Genomic DNA, 21596 nt, shown 5'->3' with positions numbered 1-21596 from the left:
CGCTGCAAGACGAGAGTTTGCAACGGTAATGAGCGCATTATTTACTACCCGCCGGGCGATGCTCAAGGGCGCAGTTGGTCTTGGCGGTCTTGCAGCAATTCCTGCGTGGGCCCGGGCGATGCCGTATGGACCAATCCGGCAAGGCTTCGACGAAGTATCCGGCAGAGTGATCGACCTTGCGGTCGGGCAGGGGGCAATCGAGGTTGCCGGGCGAAGTGGGCACGCTTTTGCTGTGAACGGCAGCGTGCCTGGCCCGCTGGTGCGGCTGAAGGAAGGCGAAGCCGTCACCCTTCGCGTGGCCAATCATCTTGCGCAGGACACGTCCATACATTGGCATGGCCTGCTCCTTCCGTTTCAGTTCGACGGTGTGCCCGGGGTAAGCTTTCCGGGTATCAAGCCCGGCGAAACCTTTGTCTACGAGCTGCCGGCGTTACGCCAGTCGGGCACCTACTGGTGGCATAGCCACTCGGATCTCCAGGAACAGACGGGCCATTACGGCCCGATCATTATCGATCCTGCGGGTCCCGATCCGGTGCAGGCTGATCGCGACTACGTGCTGCTGTTAAGCGAGTTCAGCCCGCTTCACCCGCATACGATCATGGCAAAGCTCAAGAAGGGCGAGGAGTATTTCAACCGTCAGAAGACCAGCTGGACGGACGATTATCGCCTGAGCGGAAGCGATCGCAGGATGTGGGCGGGTATGCGAATGATGCCGACCGACATCGCCGATGTGACCGGATCGACCTACACTTATCTCATCAACGGCCACGCGCCCGAAGACAGCCTCGAATATCTTTTCAGTCCGGGCGAACGCGTTCGCCTGCGCATTATCAATGGCAGCGCGATGAGTTTCTTCAACATCCGCATTCCCAGGGTGCGGATGAGCGTGGTTCAGGCGGACGGGAAGAACGTGCGTCCGATAGAGGTGGACGAGTTTCAGATCGGAACGGCAGAGACTTATGACATCGTCGTCGAGCCGACGGCCGAAGCGCATACTATCGTTGCCGAGGCAATGGATCGGTCAGGCATGGCTGTCGCCACGCTCGCATCGCGGGCTGGCGCGCGGGCACCGGTGCCATCGCTGCGCGATCCGGTTCTGTTGACCATGACGGACATGGGTCACGGCGGGATGGACCATTCGGGTGGCGATCATTCGAACATGGGCCATGCCCCATCGACCGGGGGGATGGACCATGGCTCGATGAAAATGCGCGATACATCCAGCCTGCCGCCGAATGTGGCTGTCGGCCCTGGGATCGACATGGTCAGCGCAAATCCTGCCGACCGGATGGGCGACCCGGGTCTCGGGCTCGACAAGGTGGGACACAAGGTGCTGACGTACCGCGATCTCACCGCGCTGGAACCCAACGACGATCCGCGCAAACCCAGTCGCCACATGCAAATCCATCTCACTGGCAACATGGAACGATATATGTGGTCGTTCGATGGACGGAAGTTCAACGCCGTCGCCGACCAGCCCATTCGTTTTGCCTATAATGAGCGGGTCCGTGTGAAGCTGGTGAATGACACGATGATGGCCCACCCCATCCATCTGCACGGCCATTTTTTCGAGCTGGTCAATGGCGCTGATCGCATGCACCAGCCGCAAAAGCACACGGTGATCGTGCAACCCGGCGGCAGCGCGACATTCGATCTCACTGCTGACGAGCCGGGGGACTGGGCGTTTCACTGCCATTTTCTCTATCACATGCATGCCGGCATGTTTCAGATAGTTACGGTTGCTTCACCGGATGGCCAGGCATGAGATACGCGCTTATCCTTGCGCTCGCCTGCGCCAATGTCGGCACTGCAGCTTTCGCCCAGCACGAAGGCCATTCCGACCATTCCGAACCTAAACATGCTCAGCCAGTAGATCGTGAGCAAGTGGACCATTCCGAAATGGACCATGGCCACCAGCATTCGCAAAACGCGGCCGAGCCGAAAATGCTGGCGCGGCCCCCTGATTCGGCTGGCAGTGGGCCTCCGCGAGCCGCAGATACGATCTGGGGAGCGGACACAATGCAAGATAGCCGCGCAGCGCTCGCCCGTGAGCATGGTGGCATGCAGCTACTGTGGGTACAGGGCGACCGGCTGGAATTGCGGACACGCGAGGGGCGAGACGGATTTCTGTGGGACCTGCAGGGCTGGTATGGCGGCGACATCGACAAAATATGGGTCAAAAGCGAAGGGGAGGGTGAATGGGGCCGCCCGCTGGAACAGGCCGAAGTGCAGGCACTCTGGTCGCACGCCATTGGCCCCTGGTTCGATTTTCAGGCAGGCGTCCGGCAGGATCTGAACAGTCCAGCGCGAACTCACGCAGTGATCGGCGTGCAAGGGCTGGCACCATATCTCTTTGAATTGGACGCGGCAGCCTTCGTTTCGAACAAAGGGGACGTAACGGCGAGAATCGAGGCGGAACTCGACCAGCGTATTACACAGCGACTAATTCTGCAGCCTCGCACAGAATTGGCGCTGTCGGCGCAGGACATTCCCGAACTGGATGTGGGAGCCGGCATCGATCATATCGAAACTGGCCTTCGTCTGCGCTATGAATTCGTCCCGGAATTCGCGCCTTATGTCGGTGTCGAACAGGAATGGAAGGTGGGCAGGGGCGCCGATTTCTCGCGTGCGGCTGGCCGGGATGTATCGGTCACCAGTGTTGTGTTCGGACTTCGCTTCTGGTTCTGACTAGCGGGCGCAGGCGCTATCCTCGGTCGTGCTGATCCGTGTTGCCCGCGCAGATCGAAGAATGGTGCTGGTCTGTCGGCATTTACGCAATTGAAAGCGGACCTTCCTGTCCTTGAAGTCGAGCGACACGCGGCGGAAGCTCTCCATCAGATCCATACCGAGCAGCAGTGCGGGCTTCTTTTCGAGACCGAAGACGGCGAACGGAGGGATGTCGGCGAACGCGATCGGCACATTCTGCAGAGTGATGGGACCGAGCTTCAAAGTCGGAATGACTGCGAATTCGATTTCGATTTCTTGGCCTGTTACACCGAACACCTTGATGGTGGCGAACGCCTTTTTGCGCTTGCGCAGGAGCTTGTCCCGCAAGGCAAGATTACCGATCGTGACCTCTGAACCCGTGTCGACGACCGCTTCGACTTTCTGACGACCGGCCGTGACCTGCGTAAGAATGAGCTGGCCGCGCCGAAGCCGGCCTGTCACGACGATTACTCCGTCCCTGATCTCACCCAAATCGACCTTGTCATCCACCGTGATGGTTCGCTCTTCCAGGTCGATCATCAGCCGCTGGTTAACGAGGGCGTCCAGGCCGACCATGCCATCGCCGCCCATTGCCCGTTCGTCGAGTATCGGCACTTCCAGTCCGGTGGTAACCGTAGGCCCCAACTGCAGTTCGTCTATGACCACCCGATCGACGTAGCTGCTACCCGTGACACTGTGTAACAAGGCGCGATCGGTTGCTGGAAGAGCCAGCTTGCCCGCAAGGGCCGATCCTATCGCAGAACTGTCGGCACCGCTATCGACGACGAACTCGTAAGGGCCGGCGCCGTTGATCTTTACCTCGACAGTCATTCGGTTGCGCAGCTTGCTTGCCGCAATTTCCTCGCCGCCGATCTCAAGCGCTTCGTCGATGACGGCCGTGGGAGGTTTTGGGAGACTGCCGGAAGGCGCTGCCGAATTTTGCGCAAACCCAGGCGAAGCTGCGCACACAAGGGCAGCCATTATCGCTGAGTTGGCAGATCGTTTCATCCCAGTTCACACTATACCGGCGAAATGTGGCACGCGATGGGCTTTCGACAAGGGCCGGACGCGAAACGACTGCTTGCATTGAGACGCGAAAACGCTATGTGCGCGCCTTCCCAAGTCATCTTCGGGAATCGTGCGGGAGGCTTGCAACAGCAGGCCGCTGACCGCTTACCATGAGCCTTGGTTCGAAAGTGCCGGGGCGACAGTGAGAAAGGAGGCCAGTTATGGCCAAGAAGATCGACGGCTATATCAAGCTGCAGGTGCCTGCGGGCACCGCCAATCCCTCGCCGCCCATCGGCCCTGCGCTGGGTCAGCGCGGCGTGAACATCATGGAATTCTGCAAGGCGTTCAACGCGGCGACCGACAGCCTTGAAAAGGGCATGCCGATCCCGACGACGATCACCGTCTATGCGGACCGTTCGTTCACCTTCGTCACCAAGAGCCCGCCGGCCAGCTTCCTCATCAAGAAGGCCGCCAAGCTCAAGTCGGGTTCGAAAGAGCCGGGCAAGGTTTCGGCCGGATCGATCAAGCGTTCGGCGCTGAGCGAAATCGCCGAACAGAAAATGGCCGACCTGAACGCGAACGACATCGAACAGGCTACCAAGATCATCGAAGGCAGCGCGCGTTCGATGGGCCTCGACGTGGTGGAGGGCTAAGATCATGGCAAAGCAGACCAAGAAGCAGCAGATCGTCGCCAAGCTCGACGCTGAAAAGCTCTATAGCGTTGACGAAGCTCTCGCCACGCTGCGTGAACACAAGGCAAAGTTCGACGAGACCGTCGAAGTCGCGATGAACCTCGGTGTCGATCCGCGCCACGCCGACCAGATGGTCCGCGGCATGGTTTCGCTTCCGAGCGGTACCGGCAAGGACGTCAAGGTTGCCGTGTTCGCCAAGGGCGACAATGCCGAGAAGGCCCTTGCCGCAGGTGCGGACAAGGTCGGTGCCGAAGATCTCATGGAAGACATGCAGAACGGCAATCTCGACTACGATCGCGTGATCGCAACGCCCGACATGATGGGCGTCGTCGGCCGCCTCGGTAAGGTGCTGGGTCCCAAGGGCCTGATGCCGAACCCGAAGCTGGGTACGGTTACGCCGAACGTGGAGCAGGCCGTTAAGGACGCCAAGGGCGGCCAGGTCGAATTCCGCGTCGAGAAGCAGGGCATCATCCACTCTGGCATCGGCAAGCTGTCGTTCAAGGACGAAGACCTGAAGACGAACTTCAAGGCTCTGACCGATGCGATCGTGAAGGCGAAGCCTTCCGGCGCCAAGGGTAAGTATGTCCGCAAGGTAACGCTGACCTCGTCGATGGGGCCTGGCCTCAAGGTCGACCTCGAGGAAATCGAAGGCGCGTAATTCCCGCGTTGACGGATCGCCGATCAAGGTCGGCGGAGACAGATCAGAAAGGGCCGGCGGGTGCGAACCTTCCGGCCCTTTTCTTATGTGCGTAGAGCGCGGCGCAGGAGGTGCTCGGCCCCGGTCCGCGCTGCCAGTGATCGCGCATTTCCCACCGCCGCGTCGAAGGCCTTGAGGCTCGACAGCAGTGCACGGTTGGCCAAGGTAGGGCGCAACAGAAGAAAGCTTGCGCAGGGTGCGCTGCGAGTGCCGAACAGGCGCTTGTGTGCCCCCTCTCCTTCAGTGAAGTCGAAATAGCGGTAGCGTTGCTCGGCAAACAGCCTTTCGAGTGCTCCCATTTGCAACACGGTTCCGGGCGAAAGATTGGCGTGGGCCGGATCGTAGCCGAGATAGGCATAGACGAGAGTTTCGCCGATCACCGGTAGATAGAGATAGGCAACTGGCTCGCCATTCAGGAAGAGCAGAAAGGCGCGGACGCGATCTTGCCAGGCGAGTTCGCGCATTTCGGCGCGGGCTATCTCGCTTTCGGGCAATCCTGCGTCGAGCAGGCGTGCCTGATAGGTGATCCGCGATAGCGGAACGGCATGGTGGACGAACTCGTCCATTTCCTCAGGTCGGGAATAGAGGCGCAGGTCGAGCGATCCGCCGCTTTCGTTTTCCATCTTGCGTCGTTTGCGCCGCAAGGTCGATCGGGTCTTTCCGGAAAAGCGCGCCAGGTAATCATCGTAACTACCGGTCATGTCGATGTAATGGCGCTCGTAATCTTCCCGCCCGCCCATGAGAAATCCCGGCATGGCATCGCGCAGTCTTGCTTCAGCTGCCGGCGGCGCTGAGAGAATCCGGAACCCATCAGCATGAGTAATGGATGGGATCGTAGGAATCCTGCCGGCAAGCACATCCGTAAGCGAAAAGGCAACTGGGATGACATTGCGTCCGACTGTAATCAGGCGACGCGAACCGATGGTATAGGAAATCCGGTGCGGTGCAGCCTGCGGCTGCGAACCAGTCACGAGGCCCCGTAGATAGCGTTCGATACAAGTTGTTCGGCAACGCGCGCGGCACTGCGAAGCTCGCTTTGCGGCAAACAGGCCGCGCCTGTCGTTTCGCCGATACGTGGCGGCTTGCTGGCGAAGGTGGCCCCTTTGGCGCCGGGCGTTTCGGCGATGGTTCGACAGAACCTCTCGAACCGTGCGCGAATGATGGCGTTGGCGCGCTTGCGTTTGCGGCACATCAGTTCGAAGCTGTGGCACACGATGTTGAAGAGGGGATAGTCCTTGCGCAGGCAGTGGTTGAGTGCGGCAGCCATCTCCCAATGGGAAAGGGCGGTAATCTGCGCATGACGCCTGCCGCGAAAGCTTCGAATGGCTCCGACGGGCACCTCGATGGTGCCTTGATGTTCGACTACGCGCTGGTCGGTTTCCTTTAGCGAGATGCGGCATTCGGACCGGCTGATCCCCGGGACATGACTGCTGTCATAGCGGATGCCCACGCGTGCCAGCGCGCGAAGGGTGGCATCATTGGCGCCGTAATTGCCTGCTCGGAATGCGGTGGGTGCGGGCGCCCCGGCTCGCATGAGGTGGTCGCGCGCGATTTCGAGCAGTTCGACCTGCTCTTCTTCGGTAAACTGATGCATGTTGCGGCCCGTCCGGCCGGGCAGGGGATTGGCGTCTCCTGCGATTTTCAGCCATTCGGGATGCAGATGGAGTTGGATTTCGTGACCGCGCTTCAGGATCGGCTCGACCACGGCTGCGATGGCTGACGTGCCCCAAACAAGTGCCGGCATTGGATCGACGAAGAAGATTCCCTTCATGCCGTACTCTTCCATCACGTCCATCTGGTAACCGATGCCGACGTCGCCGAAGTCCGTCACGCAGGTAATCGAGCGTTCGAAGACTTCCTGGCGCGCATGCAGGCCCAGGCGCGTGGCAAGTCGCGCGGAGTATTCGGTATCGATCGTCATGTAGACTGCAGTCATTCTCGATACCTACAACAGGGGAGTTAACAGTTACTCCAGATCCGGATGTTCTTAAATTCCGCCTGGGGTAAAATCAAATCCCGCCATCGCGAGGCCATCGTAGAGGCTGTCGACGCAGCTTTTCAGTTCTTGTGCGCTGGTCGAACGAACCACGAAATTGGCACCCACACGCCCATCGCGGAAGAAAGGATAGCTGCCGATCTGGCAATGTTCATGCGCCTTCTCGACCTGCCGGAGGATGTCTGCGACTTCGCTTTCGGGTGTCCAGCACCCCACCGTTTCCGACAGGAGCGGGGCGCCGCCTTCCAGCGTCCCGGTGAGTGCATCGAGCATGCCTGCGGTGATGTGCGGGACGCCGGCCATGAGGTGGACATTGCCGATCTTGATGCCGGGCGCCCCCGACATCCGGTTCGGTATCAGGTCTGCTCCTTCGGGCACGCGCGCCATGCGCAGGCGCGCATCCGTCAAGCCGCCGGGCTTGTCGGCATAGTACTTTTCCAAAATCGCACGCGCCTGCGGATGAACGACCACATTCACACCCAGTGCCTGGGCCACGGCATCGACGGTAATATCGTCATGGGTGGGGCCGATGCCGCCCGTGGTGAACAGGTAATCGTTGCCTTCGCGCAGCGCGTTCACCGCTTCGACGATCCGTTCCATCACATCCGGCACGACGCGCACTTCGGCGAGCCTGATGCCCTGGACCTGAAGCCAGCTTGCGATCTGGGCGATATTCTTGTCGTGCGTTCGGCCCGACAGGATTTCATCACCAATGATGACAAGTCCTGCGGTAAAGATGCGTTCGGTCATGGGAAGGGCGTAACGCGGTCGGCGGGCGAATGCTACTCTGCAGCTTCCAGTTGCTGATCGGCAAATTTCGCATTCGCCCCGTGACGACGGAATTCGAGCAACCCGTCATCGACCGGGTCCTGCTTCATACGCTTGCGGTCCAGCACATATTCCTGATTGAGGCGCCAGGGATAGGCCACGGCGTTCCGCGGCATGATATGCTTGCTGCGCTGGATATAGCCCGATGAGAAATCGAAAATATCGTCTTCCTCGATCGCGGCTTCCGCTTGCGGCGTGAGTATCGGTTCGGCCACGTCGACACCCTGTTTGCGTGTTTCGTTCAGAACACGGCAGATGAAATCCGAATTGATGTCAGCGCGCAGCGTCCAGCTGGCGTTGAGATAGCCGAAGACCACTGCAAGGTTCGGCACATTCGAGAACATGCAGCCCTTGTAGTAGAAGTGCTGGGCGAGATCGATCGGCTGACCTTCTTTCGAAAGCGCGATCTTGCCCGCGACAGCCAGCTTCAACCCTGTCGCCGTAACGACGATGTCGGCGGGTAGGAAGCGGTCGTCCTTCAGGCGGACGCCTCCCTTTTCGAAAGCCTTGATGTGACCCGTCACAACTTCGGCTTTCCCGTTCTTCATCGCCTGGAACAGATCGTCGTCCGGAACGAGGCAAAGCCGCTGGTCCCACGGATTGTAGGGCGGGGTGAACGGCGCCAGATCGTAATCCTCGCCCATGGATTTGCGGATGCGCTTGTGCAGCCCTTCCTTAACCTTCTCCGGCTTGTTGCGCGCCATCTTGAAGGCGAAATCCTGCATCGTGATGTTCTTCCACCGGGTCAGCCGGTAAGCCAGTTTCTCGGGCAGGATCCTGCGCAGGAAATTCGCAAGGGCATCCTTCGCCGGACGGCTGAACATCCAGGTCGGGGTGCGCTGAAGCATGGTGACCTTCGCCGCCTTGTCCGCCATCGATGGAACGATGGTGACGGCAGTCGCGCCCGAGCCCACGACGACGACATCCTTATTCGAATAATCGAGATCATCCGGCCAGAACTGGGGGTGGAGAACCTGCCCTTCGAACTCGCCCAGATCGAACCCCGGATCGTAAGTTTCGTCGTAATCGTAATAGCCCGAACCGAGATACAGCCAGTTGGCGGTCAGATGCTTGCGCTCGCCTTCACCGGTTTCCAGCGTGACATGCCAGCGTGCATCGCTTTCGCGCCAGTCGGCGGCAAGGACCTTGTGTTCCAACCGGATATGGTCACGGATTTTACGCTCATCCACGATCCGTTCGAGATATTCGAGAATCGAGGGACCGTCCGCGATCGATTTTTCATGGCGCCACGGTTCGAAATCGAAGCCAAGCGTGTGCATGTCGCTGTCGGAGCGGATGCCGGGATACCGAAAGAGGTCCCAGGTCCCGCCGAGACTTTCGCGGCGTTCCACGATGACGAAACTGTGGTCAGGCGCCTTCTCTTTCATATGCGCAGCCATACCGATGCCGGAAATGCCCGCACCGACGATCAAAACATCGAAATCGGTCGCCGTGTTCTTCATGTCACTCTCCCAAGTGTGGAAGAGCCTAACCCAGACTTCGCTTCAGCGCCAGCCTCGGTGGCAGTGAGAAACCTAAATGCTTCCCGGTCGCCCACGCGGATGTGCCGGGACGATGCGAGAACATTGGGACGCCAGAGGTCTATTCTTCGCCCTGATCCATTTCGCGGATGATATGTTCGAGCACGCTGGGATGCAGCGGCTGTTCGAATTCCGCGCCAACGACATGACCCTTGCGCCATTTCACGTCAGCCGGGATCGGCCCGACGTTCCCGACTTTGACGAGGATTCCGGCTTCCGTCTGAAGAACCGAGAACTTGTCGAAAAACCGGCAACCGTATTCGGAGATGTCCTTGATCCAGACATCGCGCGCGCCGCCTTGCCGCGCACGATAGCGCCCTGCAACGGTGACGGTATGCCGCGTTTCTCTACGATACTCCTTGGACATTTCCGATTCTCGTAGTGACCCTTTTTTCCACGATAGCGACGGCAGAAGTATTTAGACAAGAAATGCTTCGCTATCGCTTTCGTGAAGCGGCTGCGTTAGGGCATCGATCATAGGGGAGAGCCGGTTAACAATGAATAATAACGACAAACCCCCTTTACGTAGAGTGACGTCGATCGATGTTGCCGAGCGGGCCGGGGTCAGCCAATCGACCGTCAGCCGTGCCTTGTCGGGCAGCGAGACGATCACCGAAGCGACCCGCCGCCGTGTCGAACTGGCGGCCGAGCAATTGGGATATCATGTCAACGCACGCGCTGCCGGACTGAGGCGCGGGGAAACCGGAACGATCGCCATTGTGGTGATCGGCCGCGAAGGGCAGGGGCCGGCGGCAATCAATCCGTTCTATTACAGCCTGCTGGGCAGTACCTGTGCCGCCGCAGCGGAGCGGGGATACGAGGCGCTGGTATCGTTTCAGGCGCGACCGGAGGAATTCTTCGGCCATTATGTGGCCCGCAGGCAGGCGGACGGCGTGGTGGTCATCGGGACCGCGACCAACGAGGCGGCATGGGATTATTTCCGCACCTGCGCCGAGCAATCGAAAGGCATGGCCTTTTGGGGATCACCTTTCGACGACAGCGTCTGGGTACGTTCCGACAATCGGGAAGCCGGGCGCCTGGCGGTCGAGCGGCTGGCGCGTAGCGGGGCGGAGCGGATCGTTTTCGTCGGCGATACGGCGTCATCGCAGCGTCAGTTCCGGGAACGGTACGAAGGGTATCGCGACGCCATGGAGCAGGCTGGCCTGTTGCCGGTCGAGCCGGTGATCAGCGACGGCGAGGATCGCGTGTCCCAAGGACGCAACGCGATCAGGCAGATGGCTGACAGCGGCGCAGGGTTCGACGGGCTCTTTTTCGCCTGCGATGCCATGGCGCTCGGTGCGCTGGAGGAACTGGCCTCGCTCGGGATCGCAGTGCCCGATCAGGTCGGCGTGATCGGATTCGACGGACTTGGATCCGGCGAATTCAGCGCTCCCCCGCTCACTACCGTACAACCCGATTTCGCTCAGGCCGGCATGACGCTGGTCGATACGGCACTCGCATCCGGGGAAGATCGCCCCGAGCGACGTGTCAAAGTTCACCTCGTCGAACGCGCCAGTGTGCGTTGATCGTCGCATTCGCTTTCAGGGGAATATCATGAAGACAAGTATTGCTTCCGTTCTTGCCGTCCTATTCGCGGGACAGGCAGCGTATGCCCAGGATTCCGAACCGAGCCCCAATCCTGTCGAGGAACAGGAGGTCGAGGCGTCTTCGCAGGATGGACCCGCAGAAGGCAGCGGCCAGACAGTCCAAGCGGCCGCGGCGACGGCCAACCCTGCAGCCGAGCGCACGGATGAAGCGAAGTGGGACGTCACTGCGCCACGCGGCGCCAATATCCGACAGGTGCCGATCCGTACCGACGAGGGTACGTGGATGGATGTCGATGTGTCCCCCGATGGCCGAACACTCGCGTTCGCACTGCTGGGCGACATCTACACCATGCCGGTCACGGGCGGAACGCCAACCCGTGTAGCGGAAGGTCTTGCATGGGAAGTGCAGCCGCGGTTTTCACCCGATGGCCGCCGCATCGCCTTCACCTCCGACAGGGGCGGCGGCGACAACATCTGGATCATGAATGCCGATGGGTCGGACAAGCGCCAGCTGACCAAGGAGGATTTCCGCCTCATCAATCAGGCAAGCTGGTCGCCCGACGGCAATTATATCGTCGCCAAGAAGCATTTCACCACCCAGCGTTCGCTCGGCACAGGCGAGATCTGGATCTACCATGTTTCGGGTGGGGGCGGTGTCCAGCTGGTGAAGCGGGCGAGCGACACCTTGCAGAAGGAACTGGGCGAGCCCGTCTATTCGCCCAATGGCGATGCGGTGTATTATTCGCGCAACGTCACATCCGGGCCGATTTTCGAATATGCACAGGATTCCACGCAGGGAACCTTCGCCATCGAGCGTTACGACCTGGCAACCGGCGAAGTGACGACAGCCGTCAGCGGATATGGCGGCGCGGTTCGCCCGCAGCCTTCGCCCGATGGCAAGAACATCGCCTTTATCCGCCGGGACAAGGACAAGACCGAGCTCTGGGTCAAGGATCTGGCGAGCGGTCAGCAGCGCATGATCTATGGCGACCTCGACATGGATATGCAGGAAACCTGGGCCGTGCATGGCTTCTATCCCTTGATGGACTGGATGCCGGACGGCAATTCCATCGTGCTGTGGGCAGGCGGCAAGTTACAGCGCGTCTCCGCCGATGGCAGCGGCGCCAGCGTTATTCCCTTTACCATCGACGATACGCGCGGCGTTGCCGATGCACCCCACCCCGTAATCCCGGTTTCGCCCGACAGCTTTACGGCCAAGATCCCGCGGTTCACGAGCGTATCGCCCGACGGACGAACGGTGGTGTTCGAAAGCCTGGGCAAGCTGTATTCGAAGCCGGTGGCGGGCGGAACGGCGCGGCGAGTGACGTCCGCCGATGACGATGCACTCGAACTGTGGCCGTCATGGTCCCGCGACGGGCGGCGGCTCACATATGTGCGGTGGACCGATGCGGGCCTCGGGCAAATCATGACCGCCAATGCCAATGGATCCAATGCGCGCGTGGTCACCAGCATGCAGGGCCACTATGCGCAGCCCAGCTTTTCGCCGGACGGCAGCATGATCGTTTTCGAGAAACGTTCGGGAGGCTATTTAACCTCGCCAGAGTTTTCTGAGAACGCCGGGGTTTACCGCGTCAGCGCGAGCGGCGGCGTGCCGGAACTGATCGCGCGGGATACGACCAATCCCCAGTTCGGTGCCCAGAACGACAGAGTGTTCATGCTGGGCAGGCAGGACGGCAAGCTCCAGCTTCTGTCTGCCGATCTCGATGGCGATGCGAGGCAGGTCCATGCCGAAGGCGAACTGGCGACCGAATATCACGTCAGTCCGCGCGGCGATTTCGTGGCCTTCCGGGAGAATTACGAGGCATTCGCCATGCCGCTGCTGCCGGGCGGACAGGCGGTTACGGTCGGCGAGGAAGCAAGCTCGCTACCGGTCGTGCGCGCATCCAAAGGCGGAGCGGATTATATCGGGTGGACCGAAGGCGGCGATATGCTGACCTGGTCGATGGGACCCGTTCTCTATCGCGCCAGCCTGGCATCGATGTTCGCCAGCGCACCGAAGGACAAGGACGCCCCTAAGTTCGTGCCGCCGACCTCTGGCACTTCGCTGGAGCGTACGGTCAGCGCGGACAAGCCGCGCGCAACCGTGGCGATCACGGGTGCGAAGATCCTCACGATGACGGGCGACGGTGCGGGCGAGATTGCCGATGGCACCATCGTCATCGTCGGCGACAGGATTGCCGCGGTAGGTCCAGCCTCGTCCGTCCAGATACCGCAGGGCGCGACGATGATCGACGCTGCGGGCAAGACCATCATGCCGGGGCTGGTGGATGCCCATGCGCATGGTCCGCAAGGTGTGGGCGACCTGGTGCCGCAGCAGAACTGGTCGCTCGTCCAGAACCTGGCGATGGGTACCACCACGATCCACGATCCGTCTTCCAGCGCCAGCATGATCTTCTCCGCCTCGGAGCGGCAGCAGGCGGGCAACATGCTGGCACCGCGTATCTTTTCGACTGCGGAAGTCGTGTACGGAGCCAAGGCCCCCGGCGTTTATGCCCGCATCGACAGTTACGAGGATGCCCTGGCGCACATCCAGCGGATCAAGGCGCAGGGCGGTATTTCGATCAAGAACTACAATCAGCCGCGGCGTGAACAGCGCCAGCAGGTCGTCGCCGCCGCCCGTGCGGAAAACATGCTGGTGGTGGCAGAGGGCGGTTCGCTGTTCGGCATGGACATGAACCTCATCGCCGATGGCAATTCGACCATCGAACATAATGTCCCGGGCGAAGTCTTTTACGAAGACGTGCTGCAGTATTGGGCCGGATCGCAGTCCAATTACACGCCGACACTGGTCGTCACCTATGGCGGGCTGGCGGCCGACCCCTACTGGCGTCAGGCGACCGATGTGTTCGACAATCCCCTGATGGTCCACACCCCGCCGCGGCAGCTGATTGCGGAAACCGCGCGCAGGGTGACGGCGCCCGAATGGGCCTTCGTCGATGACGAGGCGGCCCGTGAAGCCAAAAAGCTGGCGCAGCGCGGGGTGAAGGTGAGCATCGGGGCCCATGGCCAGCAAGCCGGTGTCGGCTCGCACTGGGAGCTGTGGAGCTTTGTGCGCGGCGGCATGACACCGGTCGAATCACTCCGTGCAGGGACGATCGAATCCGCACGATCGCTGGGCATGGACCGCGATATCGGCAGCCTCGAGGCAGGCAAACTGGCCGACCTGATCGTGCTCGAGGCCGATCCGAGCGAGAACATCCGCAATTCGGACAAGATCGAGCGCGTGATGATCGGCGGGCGGCTGTACGATGCCCGGACCATGAACGAGGTCGAGACGGGCGACGCGCGGCGCCTGCCGTATTGGTGGGAGTGAGATATCAGGGGCGGCGCGCAGCTAGCTACGCGCCGCTCTGCTTCAGGCTGCGCGGATCTGGCCGAGAAACGAGTCGACGCGGCTCTTGAGAGCGCCAGCCTGCTCTTCCAGCTCGCTTGCGGAGTTGAGGACCTGGCTTGCGGCGGTTCCGGTCGCAAGGCTGGTCTCGCGGACCTGTCCGATGTGAGACGAGACCTCGTCGGTCGAACGTGCGGCAAGATCGATGCTGCGTGCCAGGTCCTGGCCTGCCACGGATTGCTGATCGACGGCACTGGCGATCGAGATGGCGGTCGATTCCAGTTCCTTGATCTGCCCGGCGATCGAACGCAGGGCGCCGACACTCGCTCCGGTGGATTGCTGCATGGCACGGATCTGCTCGGCGACTTCCTCGGTCGCGCGGCTCGTCTGGGCGGCCAGTTCTTTCACTTCACTGGCAACGACCGCGAAGCCGCGGCCGGCCTCCCCGCCGCGTGCAGCCTCGATCGAGGCATTCAGCGCGAGAAGGTTCGTCCGCTGCGCGATCGACTGGATAAGCTCGACGATCTTTCCGACTTGTTCAGCCGAAGAGGCGAGGGCGGAAATGGTTTCGTCCGCCCCGTTGGCAGTATCGGTCGCTCGCCGTGCAAGGTCGGCGGAATGTGAGGCCTGGCGGCTTATTTCGCCAATCGACATGGCAAATTCGTCGGACGCGGCAGCGGCAGCAGTGGCGCCGTTGTTGGCCTGCTCCATGAGCGAGGTGACCAGTTGCGATTTACTCGAGGCTTGCTCTGCCGATGTAGCCATGCCCGATGCGGTAGCATTGAGCTGGCTAGCGGCGGCGGCGACACCGCCGACAACGTCACCGATGCCATTTTCGAATTCCTTCGCCATGCGCATCAGTTCTTGCTTGCGCGCTTCCGCGTTTGCCTTGCGGCCGGCAAAGAGTTCGTCGAGTTTGTGACCAGACCTGAGAAAGACCGCGAACGTGCGGGCAAGATCGCCAATCTCGTCCGGGCGATGGGTATTGGATACGGTGAAATCGCGATCGCCGTTCGCGAGGCGGGACATGTCCGCGGAGATTTGCAGATAAGGTTCGATGACATGCCTGAGCACGAACCGGACGCTGGCAATTCCACTGACGAATGCCGCACTCAATATAGCGATCATGAGTATCTGTGCGGTTGCCGCAAAGGACGGCACGTAAAATCCAGCCAAGGCGAGGGCGGTGATTACCGTCATGCCGCCGAGCGAGAAGGTCGCTGCCAGCTTCGCCTTATTTGCAAGCGGCTGTTCCATCAGCCAGCGGCTCCATCCACGCATTGCGCGGACGTCCGCGGCGTTCACGATCTCGACATCTGCGATTTCGCGCGCAAGTTCCTCGTCGTAGATCAGCGAACTATGAGCATTCATCCCGGCATCCCCCTCAACGTCACGTAAACTGTACGGGGCGAATGCTTGAAATCGCGTTAAGCCGCTTTCACGTGCAGGAGGAAGTCGGCTGCCTGCGATTTCAAGGTACGCGCCTGAGCCTCGAGTTCCGTGGAGGAATTAAATACCTGACTCGCAGCAGCGCCGGTCGCCAAACTCGTCTCGCGTACATGGTCGATATTCGACGCAACTTCATCGGTCGAGCGAGCCGCAAGATCGATGCTGCGTGCCAGATCCTGACCGGCAAACGACTGCTGATCCACAGCGCTGGCGATTGAAACGGAAGTTGTTTCGAGCTCCTTGATCTGACCTGCGATCGAACGCAGCGCGCTGACGCTGGCCCCGGTCGAATCTTGCATCGAGCGGATCTGGCTGGCGACTTCCTCTGTCGCTTTGCTCGTCTGAGCCGCCAGTTCCTTAACTTCGCTGGCAACGACCGCGAAGCCCCGCCCCGCTTCGCCGCCCCTGGCAGCTTCGATCGATGCATTGAGGGCTAAGAGGTTGGTGCGCTTCGCGATCGACTGGATAAGTTCGACGATCTGCCCGACCTGGTCTGCGGATAGGGCAAGCGCGGAGATCGTCTCGTCGGCTCCATTTGCTGCGTTTGCCGCATTGCGGGCAAGTTCTGCCGAATGGGCAGCCTGACGACTGATTTCCCCGATCGACATGGCGAACTCGTCGGACGCGGCAGCCGCTGCGGTAACGCCGCCGGATGCCTGCATCATGGAATCCGACACAGTCGCTGCCTTCGAAGTCGTCTGTTCGGCGGCGGTTGCCATCGACCCCGCAGTTGTCTGCAACTGAGCGGCTGCAGCGGCGACACCATTGACGACTTCGCCGACGGTGGCTTCGAAACGCTGTGCAAGGCGAACAAGCTCTTGTCCGTGCTCACGGCGCGATGCTTCTCGCTCCTGAGCAAACTCTTCGATCTGGCGCGACGTATGAAGAAATACCTCGAGCGCACGCGCGAGCTCGCCGATCTCGTCCTTTCGGTGCGTTGCGGGAATATGCATGTCTTTTTCGCCTTCGGCCAAGCGGCCGGCAACGTCGGTCATCTGGCGAAGGGTGCCCGAAACGTCGCGCGCGAGAACGCGATGACTGATCCAGGCGACCACGCTTCCCACGACTGCGGCCAGGAGGAGGCCGACCAGCAACCAGGTTATCATGGCGCGCGCTTCTGCGTCGGCAATATTGCCGATACGTTCGATCTCTTCGCGAGACATAACGGCCAGATCGACGATCTTCTGGCCATCGGCGTCAATTGCATCAGCGAAGGCATGCCGGCTAGCGTCCGAGAAGCGCAGGCTCTGCGCCCCCGTGATCCGAACCCGCAGTCGTTCAAGCATCGCGCCCTGTTCCCGCAATTTCGGCAGAACCGTGGGAGCGTGACTGATGGCTCGATCTTCGAAGAGTTCGACATCGCGATCAGCGCGGTCGAGCGATCGCAGGGCCGAGGTCAGATCGTCCCGGTCACCGGAAATGGCGTAACGCTGGACGAAGAGCCTTCCTTCATTGGTGTCGGCCACGAGCCGCTCAGCAGCAATGGCCGCCGAAGACAACGCCATGCGTTCGATGCGGGCACTGATTGCGAAGTACGCGCAGACCAGCACCACAAGGAGGGTAGCCAGAACGATTCCGGCGTTGATGAACGAAATGGCTCGCAGCTTCTCCCCTACCGATTGTCGGTTCAGCCATGCAGCAACGCCACCTGCCCTGCCAGGATCGGATCTTTCTGAGGTGTTCGGGGGCACACCAATTGTCGCAATTTCAGGCACGTGCTCTTCGGACCGAACGCTGCGTTCGGCCACAAAGCCATTTGCCATATCCTGAAGCGCACTCATGCGACTTTGCTTTCCCTGTCATTCGTCTTGAGCGGAAGGCCGATTGGCTTGCCCAGATGTTGCGTGATTTCCTCTGACGGCATCGCTTTGAAATAGAGCCAACCCTGGATCTGGTCGCACCCGGCGGCACGGACCATATCGGCCTGCTCTTCGGTCTCGACCCCCTCGGCGGTGACCCCCATCTTCATCGCGCGAGCTACCGTTATACTGGACAGCATCATCGCGCGGCTGCCATCGTCCTGACCTGCCTGAACGACCAGGCTGCGATCGAGTTTAAGCTTTTCGAACCGGAACTGGCGCAAGAAGCCGAACGATGCATAGCCGGTTCCGAAATCGTCGAGCGCTATGCGCACCCCAAAGCCCCGTATGACGGCCAGGCTGCGCTCTGCGACAACCGGATCCAGAACCAGGCACGTTTCCGTGATTTCGAGTTCCAATCGACCAGCAGGAAAGCCGGTTTCTTCGAGAATGTGGCCAAGTTGAATTGGGAATTCGGGATTGCGTAGCTGTGCTGCCGAAATATTGACCGACAGCGAGATGCCATCCCATTCGAGCGCGTCGCAACATGCCTGCCGCAGCACCCAAAGGCCGATCGAATTGATCAGACCGCTTTCTTCCGCAACGGGAATGAAGACATTCGGCCCGATGCGTTTGCCGTCCGGCCTGTCCCAGCGCATCAGGCATTCGGCGGACACGATCATGCGCGTCGTGCTATCCACCAGCGGTTGATAGTGAAGCCGGAATTCCTTGTTGACGAGCGCGCTACGTAACTCGTCGTCCATTTCCTTGAGCTGTTCACGGCTCTGGTCGAACGCCGGGTTGAACCACGTACAACGCATCTTGCCGCCACGTTTGGAGGCATACATTGCGATATCCGCGCGGCGTAGCAGTTCCGACGACGTGGCATCATCCTGCGGAGCGCGGCGGGCCAGCCCGATACTGGCGCCGATCGTCAGACGCCTGTCTTCGACGTGGATCGGCTTGGCCAGCCGTTCGATGATCCGGCGGCTCAAGCCTTCCAGCAAGGTGCCGGCGACTGCCCCCCCGATCATCATGGCGTATTCGTCACCGCCCAAGCGGTAGACGCGAGCTTCGCCATCGCTGATTTGCTTGAAGATTTCCGCGCATTGCCGGAGGGCGGCATCGCCGACGAAATGCCCGTAATGATCGTTGGTCAGCTTGAAGCCGTCGAGGTCGATCATCGCGAGCGCGACTTCGTGCCCCTGGCGGATTTCATCCTGAATATCGCTATGCAGCGCCCGCCTGTTGGGCAGCTGGGTGAGGCTGTCACTTCGCGCAAGTTGGTCGATAGCGCGCAACTGGCGAAGACCGAAACAGGTGCTGAGCGCTGTCGTTGCAGCAAACAGAACGGTACCGACCCCAAGTACGGCATAGGGCGAAGTGAAGCCGTAAAGCCAGTTGGCAACAGCAACCGCCCAAGTCAGGACGAATATGCTGGCTAGCGCTGCGATCGGACCGAAGATGACGGTCCGCAAGCCTGCTCTATGGACAGAAGTTTGCGAACCCGCAGTCATTTTCCGCTATGCGCCCCACATTTGCGACCTTTTCGAAGGGGCTAGAGTGCATTCGCTAAGGAACGGTAAAACAAGACTTAAGGCTAACCGTTGTTCCGCCGGTCCCTCATCGCACGGCTGCCCGCAGACTTGGCTGCGCCATCGACAGATCGACGTGAACGGGCCGGTATAGGGACGAACCACAATTGGCCGGCCTGAAGCGTTCGGTCTGGCCGACAACCGTTTCGCCGGCCCCAAGCATCAGCCAGCCATCGCTTGCGATACCAGTGGCCACGCGGTCAAACGCAGCGGACCGTGTCGCAGGATCGAAGTACAGCAATACGTTGCGGCACATGACCAGATCGAACCGGCCAGGCGATGGCGGATAGTCGAGGATATTGTGCTGCTGGAAACGCGTCATCGAACGGATCTTGTCGGACGCCTGCCATTGGCCTCCGCAATCCGCGAAGAAGTTCAGCATCTGCGCCACGCTGATGCCGCGTTGAATTTCGAATTGGGTGTAAAGGCCGCTGCGAGCAGTCTCGACGGCCTTCCCCGAAACGTCGGTACCAAGGATTTCTATCGTCCAGTTTTTCCAACGGGGCGACTGTTCGGCAAATATCATCGCGAGGCTGAGCGCCTCCTGCCCGGTCGAGCAACCGGCAGACCAAATCGATAGTCGCTTCGACTCGGCCCGGCTACGCGCCAGATCAGGCAGGACATGATTGGAAAGCTGCGAGAAATAGGCCTGATCGCGGAAAAAATAGGTCTCGTTATTCAAAAGCGATTCGACGACCTTCGTCGCCAGACGCTGTTCGCCAGGTCGTTCGAGCATGCAGGCGAGCTGGTCCACATTCTCGATACCCAGTTCGCGGAAGAGGCCGGACAAGGCGCTCGACACGCGCCAGCGACGGCCTTCCGTCAGTTGCTGACCGGTGCGCTGGGTAAGAAGTTCGCCGATGATGCGGTGCGAAGCATCATTTATTTCCACGCTCCGGCTCCTGCGTTGTCCACGAGCGCATCGGCCAGTTCCGCAGGCGGCAAGACGGCCGTCGCAAGTCCCAGCTCCGTTACCGCTCGCGGCATTCCCCAGACAGCGCAGGTTTCCGCATCCTGGGCATACATCGAGCCGCCTGCGTTTACGATCGACTGGGCGCCATCTGATCCATCGCGGCCCATTCCCGAAAGAAGCACCCCGGCGACTTTGCCATCGAACGATTCGGCAATGGTTTCGAACATGGGATCGACCGAGGGCATGCAGCCGCTTTTGACGGGGTGATAGGCGAGCCCGAGTACGTGTCGCCCGGCGGATTTGCGTACGACCATATGGCCGTGGCCCGGAGCGATATAAATCTTGCCGCGCAGTAGTTCGACGCCCTCGTCGGTCAGGATCGCTTCTCGACCTGCGGCCATCTCCATCTGCTTGGCGAAGACCGGAATAAAACTCGAAGGAAGATGCTGAGTGATCAGGATCGGGAGATCGAAATTCTTCGGCACGTTGCGCAGGAACAGGTTCAGGGCATGAATGCCGCCGGTCGACGCGCCTATGGCGACGACCTGGGGCGATTTGGTTGCGCGAGTGGAGAGAGGCTTGCGTGCAGCCGTAGCTGCCTCTGCTGGCCTGATCCCTTTCAGCGCGCGTATCTTGCCAAGCAGGCTCGCCTTGTAATCATCGTCGAAGCCGCCGGGGCGCGGCTTGAGCATCGTGTCGGCTGCGCCAAGCGAAAGCGCCTTTATGGTCGCTTCGGCTCCATCAGCAGTGAGCGACGATATTACGAGCACCTTGGTATCGGGTGCCGCTTCCATGATCTTGGGGAGTGCCTCGATACCGCCCATGCCCGGCATTTCGAGATCGAGGAGCATGACGTGCGGGCTGGTTGCGGCCAGCTCTGCAATGCCGCTTTCCGCAGTGCTGGCGGTCCCGACGACAATCATATCGTCTGCCAGCTTAATCATGCGAGAAAATACGGTGCGCACAGTCAGCGAATCGTCGACGATCATGACCCGCACCGGGTCGGCGCCAGGCCGGGAAGATGGATCCGCCATTACGTGATCGGAGTGGAGAAGCACGCCCATGTCACGCTACCTCAGGCCATGCCGACAAGCTGAAGCTTGATCTGCAGAGTCTCATGATCAAACGGCTTCATGACATATTCGTCGGCGCCGGCACTGATGGCTTCCCGAATATGAGCGACGTCGTTCTCGGTAGTGCAGAAAACCACCTTGGGCTTGTCGCCGCCTTCGCGCACACGCAGCTGCGTGATGAACTCGATGCCTGTCATGACCGGCATGTTCCAGTCCAGCAGAACCACATCGGGCATCGCTTCGGTGCAGCGATCGAGCCCTTCCTGTCCGTTCTCCGCTTCCTCGACCTGGAACCCAAGCGTTTCGAGAATGTGTCTCGATACCTTGCGGATTACGCGCGAGTCATCGACGATAAGGCAGGTTTTCATTTCAAATGACCTCTGGTGCTTTCACGCGATTC

The 21596-nt window shown here is 60.5% G+C and carries 18 protein-coding genes; 6 read left to right on the top strand and 12 right to left on the bottom strand.

What is annotated here, in order from left to right:
- Window positions 1-28: 28 nt before the first annotated feature.
- Both K3177_RS09190 and K3177_RS09185 read left to right on the top strand, forming a co-directional pair.
- Window positions 29-1765: a copper resistance system multicopper oxidase gene (locus K3177_RS09190; protein WP_221597990.1), complete on the top strand. Its 1737-nt coding sequence runs from the start codon at window positions 29-31 to the stop codon at window positions 1763-1765.
- A complete protein-coding gene (locus K3177_RS09185; protein WP_221597989.1) occupies window positions 1762-2688 on the top strand; it encodes a copper resistance protein B in 927 nt (308 codons plus the stop codon). Before K3177_RS09190 ends, K3177_RS09185 begins: the two co-directional genes overlap by 4 nt.
- Here K3177_RS09185 and K3177_RS09180 read toward each other — a convergent pair whose 3' ends face one another.
- Window positions 2689-3687, bottom strand: a complete 999-nt coding sequence (locus K3177_RS09180) for a retroviral-like aspartic protease family protein (protein ID WP_221597988.1) — start codon at window positions 3685-3687, stop codon at window positions 2689-2691.
- Window positions 3688-3935: 248 nt separating this feature from the next.
- Here K3177_RS09180 and rplK point away from each other — a divergent pair, with 248 nt between their 5' ends.
- Window positions 3936-4367, top strand: coding sequence for a 50S ribosomal protein L11 (gene rplK, locus K3177_RS09175; protein WP_103022417.1), 432 nt, complete (start codon window positions 3936-3938; stop codon window positions 4365-4367).
- Between the two features lie 4 nt (window positions 4368-4371).
- On the top strand, window positions 4372-5064 hold the full coding sequence (gene rplA, locus K3177_RS09170) for a 50S ribosomal protein L1 (protein ID WP_103022418.1): 693 nt from the start codon (window positions 4372-4374) through the stop codon (window positions 5062-5064).
- Between the two features lie 83 nt (window positions 5065-5147).
- Here rplA and K3177_RS09165 read toward each other — a convergent pair whose 3' ends face one another.
- From K3177_RS09165 to K3177_RS09145, 5 genes are all read right to left on the bottom strand, one after another.
- Window positions 5148-6074, bottom strand: a complete 927-nt coding sequence (locus K3177_RS09165; protein WP_221597987.1) for a GNAT family N-acetyltransferase — start codon at window positions 6072-6074, stop codon at window positions 5148-5150.
- Window positions 6071-7039: a polysaccharide deacetylase family protein gene (locus K3177_RS09160; protein WP_221597986.1), complete on the bottom strand. Its 969-nt coding sequence runs from the start codon at window positions 7037-7039 to the stop codon at window positions 6071-6073. Before K3177_RS09160 ends, K3177_RS09165 begins: the two co-directional genes overlap by 4 nt.
- 51 nt (window positions 7040-7090) lie before the next feature.
- Window positions 7091-7849: a competence/damage-inducible protein A gene (locus tag K3177_RS09155; RefSeq protein ID WP_221597985.1), complete on the bottom strand. Its 759-nt coding sequence runs from the start codon at window positions 7847-7849 to the stop codon at window positions 7091-7093.
- Between the two features lie 32 nt (window positions 7850-7881).
- On the bottom strand, window positions 7882-9390 hold the full coding sequence (locus K3177_RS09150; RefSeq protein WP_221597984.1) for a flavin-containing monooxygenase: 1509 nt from the start codon (window positions 9388-9390) through the stop codon (window positions 7882-7884).
- Window positions 9391-9529: 139 nt separating this feature from the next.
- Entirely contained in the window at window positions 9530-9835 is a 306-nt protein-coding gene (locus K3177_RS09145; protein ID WP_196846826.1) for a hypothetical protein, read from the bottom strand.
- A gap of 130 nt (window positions 9836-9965) precedes the next feature.
- On the opposite strand from K3177_RS09145, the gene K3177_RS09140 reads away from it, so the two are divergent.
- Complete coding sequence (locus K3177_RS09140; protein WP_221597983.1) at window positions 9966-10994, top strand: LacI family DNA-binding transcriptional regulator; 1029 nt, start codon at window positions 9966-9968, stop codon at window positions 10992-10994.
- Between the two features lie 28 nt (window positions 10995-11022).
- Entirely contained in the window at window positions 11023-14349 is a 3327-nt protein-coding gene (locus K3177_RS09135; protein ID WP_221597982.1) for an amidohydrolase family protein, read from the top strand.
- Between the two features lie 42 nt (window positions 14350-14391).
- On the opposite strand, the gene K3177_RS09130 is transcribed toward K3177_RS09135, so the two are convergent.
- From K3177_RS09130 to K3177_RS09105, 6 genes are all read right to left on the bottom strand, one after another.
- Complete coding sequence (locus K3177_RS09130; protein ID WP_221597981.1) at window positions 14392-15738, bottom strand: methyl-accepting chemotaxis protein; 1347 nt, start codon at window positions 15736-15738, stop codon at window positions 14392-14394.
- Window positions 15739-15794: 56 nt separating this feature from the next.
- Window positions 15795-17597, bottom strand: a complete 1803-nt coding sequence (locus K3177_RS15355) for a methyl-accepting chemotaxis protein (RefSeq protein WP_247714344.1) — start codon at window positions 17595-17597, stop codon at window positions 15795-15797.
- Window positions 17594-19093, bottom strand: a complete 1500-nt coding sequence (locus K3177_RS09120) for a putative bifunctional diguanylate cyclase/phosphodiesterase (protein WP_247714343.1) — start codon at window positions 19091-19093, stop codon at window positions 17594-17596. The genes K3177_RS15355 and K3177_RS09120 overlap by 4 nt, the downstream gene beginning before the upstream one ends.
- A gap of 145 nt (window positions 19094-19238) precedes the next feature.
- Window positions 19239-20102, bottom strand: coding sequence for a CheR family methyltransferase (locus tag K3177_RS09115; RefSeq protein WP_221597979.1), 864 nt, complete (start codon window positions 20100-20102; stop codon window positions 19239-19241).
- Entirely contained in the window at window positions 20093-21187 is a 1095-nt protein-coding gene (gene cheB / locus K3177_RS09110; protein ID WP_247714342.1) for a chemotaxis-specific protein-glutamate methyltransferase CheB, read from the bottom strand. Before cheB ends, K3177_RS09115 begins: the two co-directional genes overlap by 10 nt.
- 11 nt (window positions 21188-21198) lie before the next feature.
- Window positions 21199-21564: a response regulator gene (locus K3177_RS09105; protein ID WP_103022429.1), complete on the bottom strand. Its 366-nt coding sequence runs from the start codon at window positions 21562-21564 to the stop codon at window positions 21199-21201.
- Window positions 21565-21596: the final 32 nt, after the last annotated feature.

Origin of the sequence: Qipengyuania pacifica (assembly GCF_019711555.1) — a bacterium.
Taxonomy (GTDB): Bacteria; Pseudomonadota; Alphaproteobacteria; order Sphingomonadales; family Sphingomonadaceae; genus Qipengyuania; species Qipengyuania pacifica.
Note: the sequence above shows the minus strand (reverse complement) of the source record. Positions and strands in the feature narration are given on the sequence as shown.

Coding starts and splice junctions, on each gene's coding strand:
- K3177_RS09190 (WP_221597990.1), top strand. CDS start 29: ATGAGCGCATTATTTACTACCCGCCGGGCGATGCTCAAGGGCGCAGTT.
- K3177_RS09185 (WP_221597989.1), top strand. CDS start 1,762: ATGAGATACGCGCTTATCCTTGCGCTCGCCTGCGCCAATGTCGGCACT.
- K3177_RS09180 (WP_221597988.1), bottom strand. CDS start 3,687: ATGGCTGCCCTTGTGTGCGCAGCTTCGCCTGGGTTTGCGCAAAATTCG.
- rplK (WP_103022417.1), top strand. CDS start 3,936: ATGGCCAAGAAGATCGACGGCTATATCAAGCTGCAGGTGCCTGCGGGC.
- rplA (WP_103022418.1), top strand. CDS start 4,372: ATGGCAAAGCAGACCAAGAAGCAGCAGATCGTCGCCAAGCTCGACGCT.
- K3177_RS09160 (WP_221597986.1), bottom strand. CDS start 7,039: ATGACTGCAGTCTACATGACGATCGATACCGAATACTCCGCGCGACTT.
- K3177_RS09155 (WP_221597985.1), bottom strand. CDS start 7,849: ATGACCGAACGCATCTTTACCGCAGGACTTGTCATCATTGGTGATGAA.
- K3177_RS09150 (WP_221597984.1), bottom strand. CDS start 9,390: ATGAAGAACACGGCGACCGATTTCGATGTTTTGATCGTCGGTGCGGGC.
- K3177_RS09145 (WP_196846826.1), bottom strand. CDS start 9,835: ATGTCCAAGGAGTATCGTAGAGAAACGCGGCATACCGTCACCGTTGCA.
- K3177_RS09140 (WP_221597983.1), top strand. CDS start 9,966: ATGAATAATAACGACAAACCCCCTTTACGTAGAGTGACGTCGATCGAT.
- K3177_RS09135 (WP_221597982.1), top strand. CDS start 11,023: ATGAAGACAAGTATTGCTTCCGTTCTTGCCGTCCTATTCGCGGGACAG.
- K3177_RS09130 (WP_221597981.1), bottom strand. CDS start 15,738: ATGAATGCTCATAGTTCGCTGATCTACGACGAGGAACTTGCGCGCGAA.
- K3177_RS15355 (WP_247714344.1), bottom strand. CDS start 17,597: ATGAGTGCGCTTCAGGATATGGCAAATGGCTTTGTGGCCGAACGCAGC.
- cheB (WP_247714342.1), bottom strand. CDS start 21,187: ATGGGCGTGCTTCTCCACTCCGATCACGTAATGGCGGATCCATCTTCC.
- K3177_RS09105 (WP_103022429.1), bottom strand. CDS start 21,564: ATGAAAACCTGCCTTATCGTCGATGACTCGCGCGTAATCCGCAAGGTA.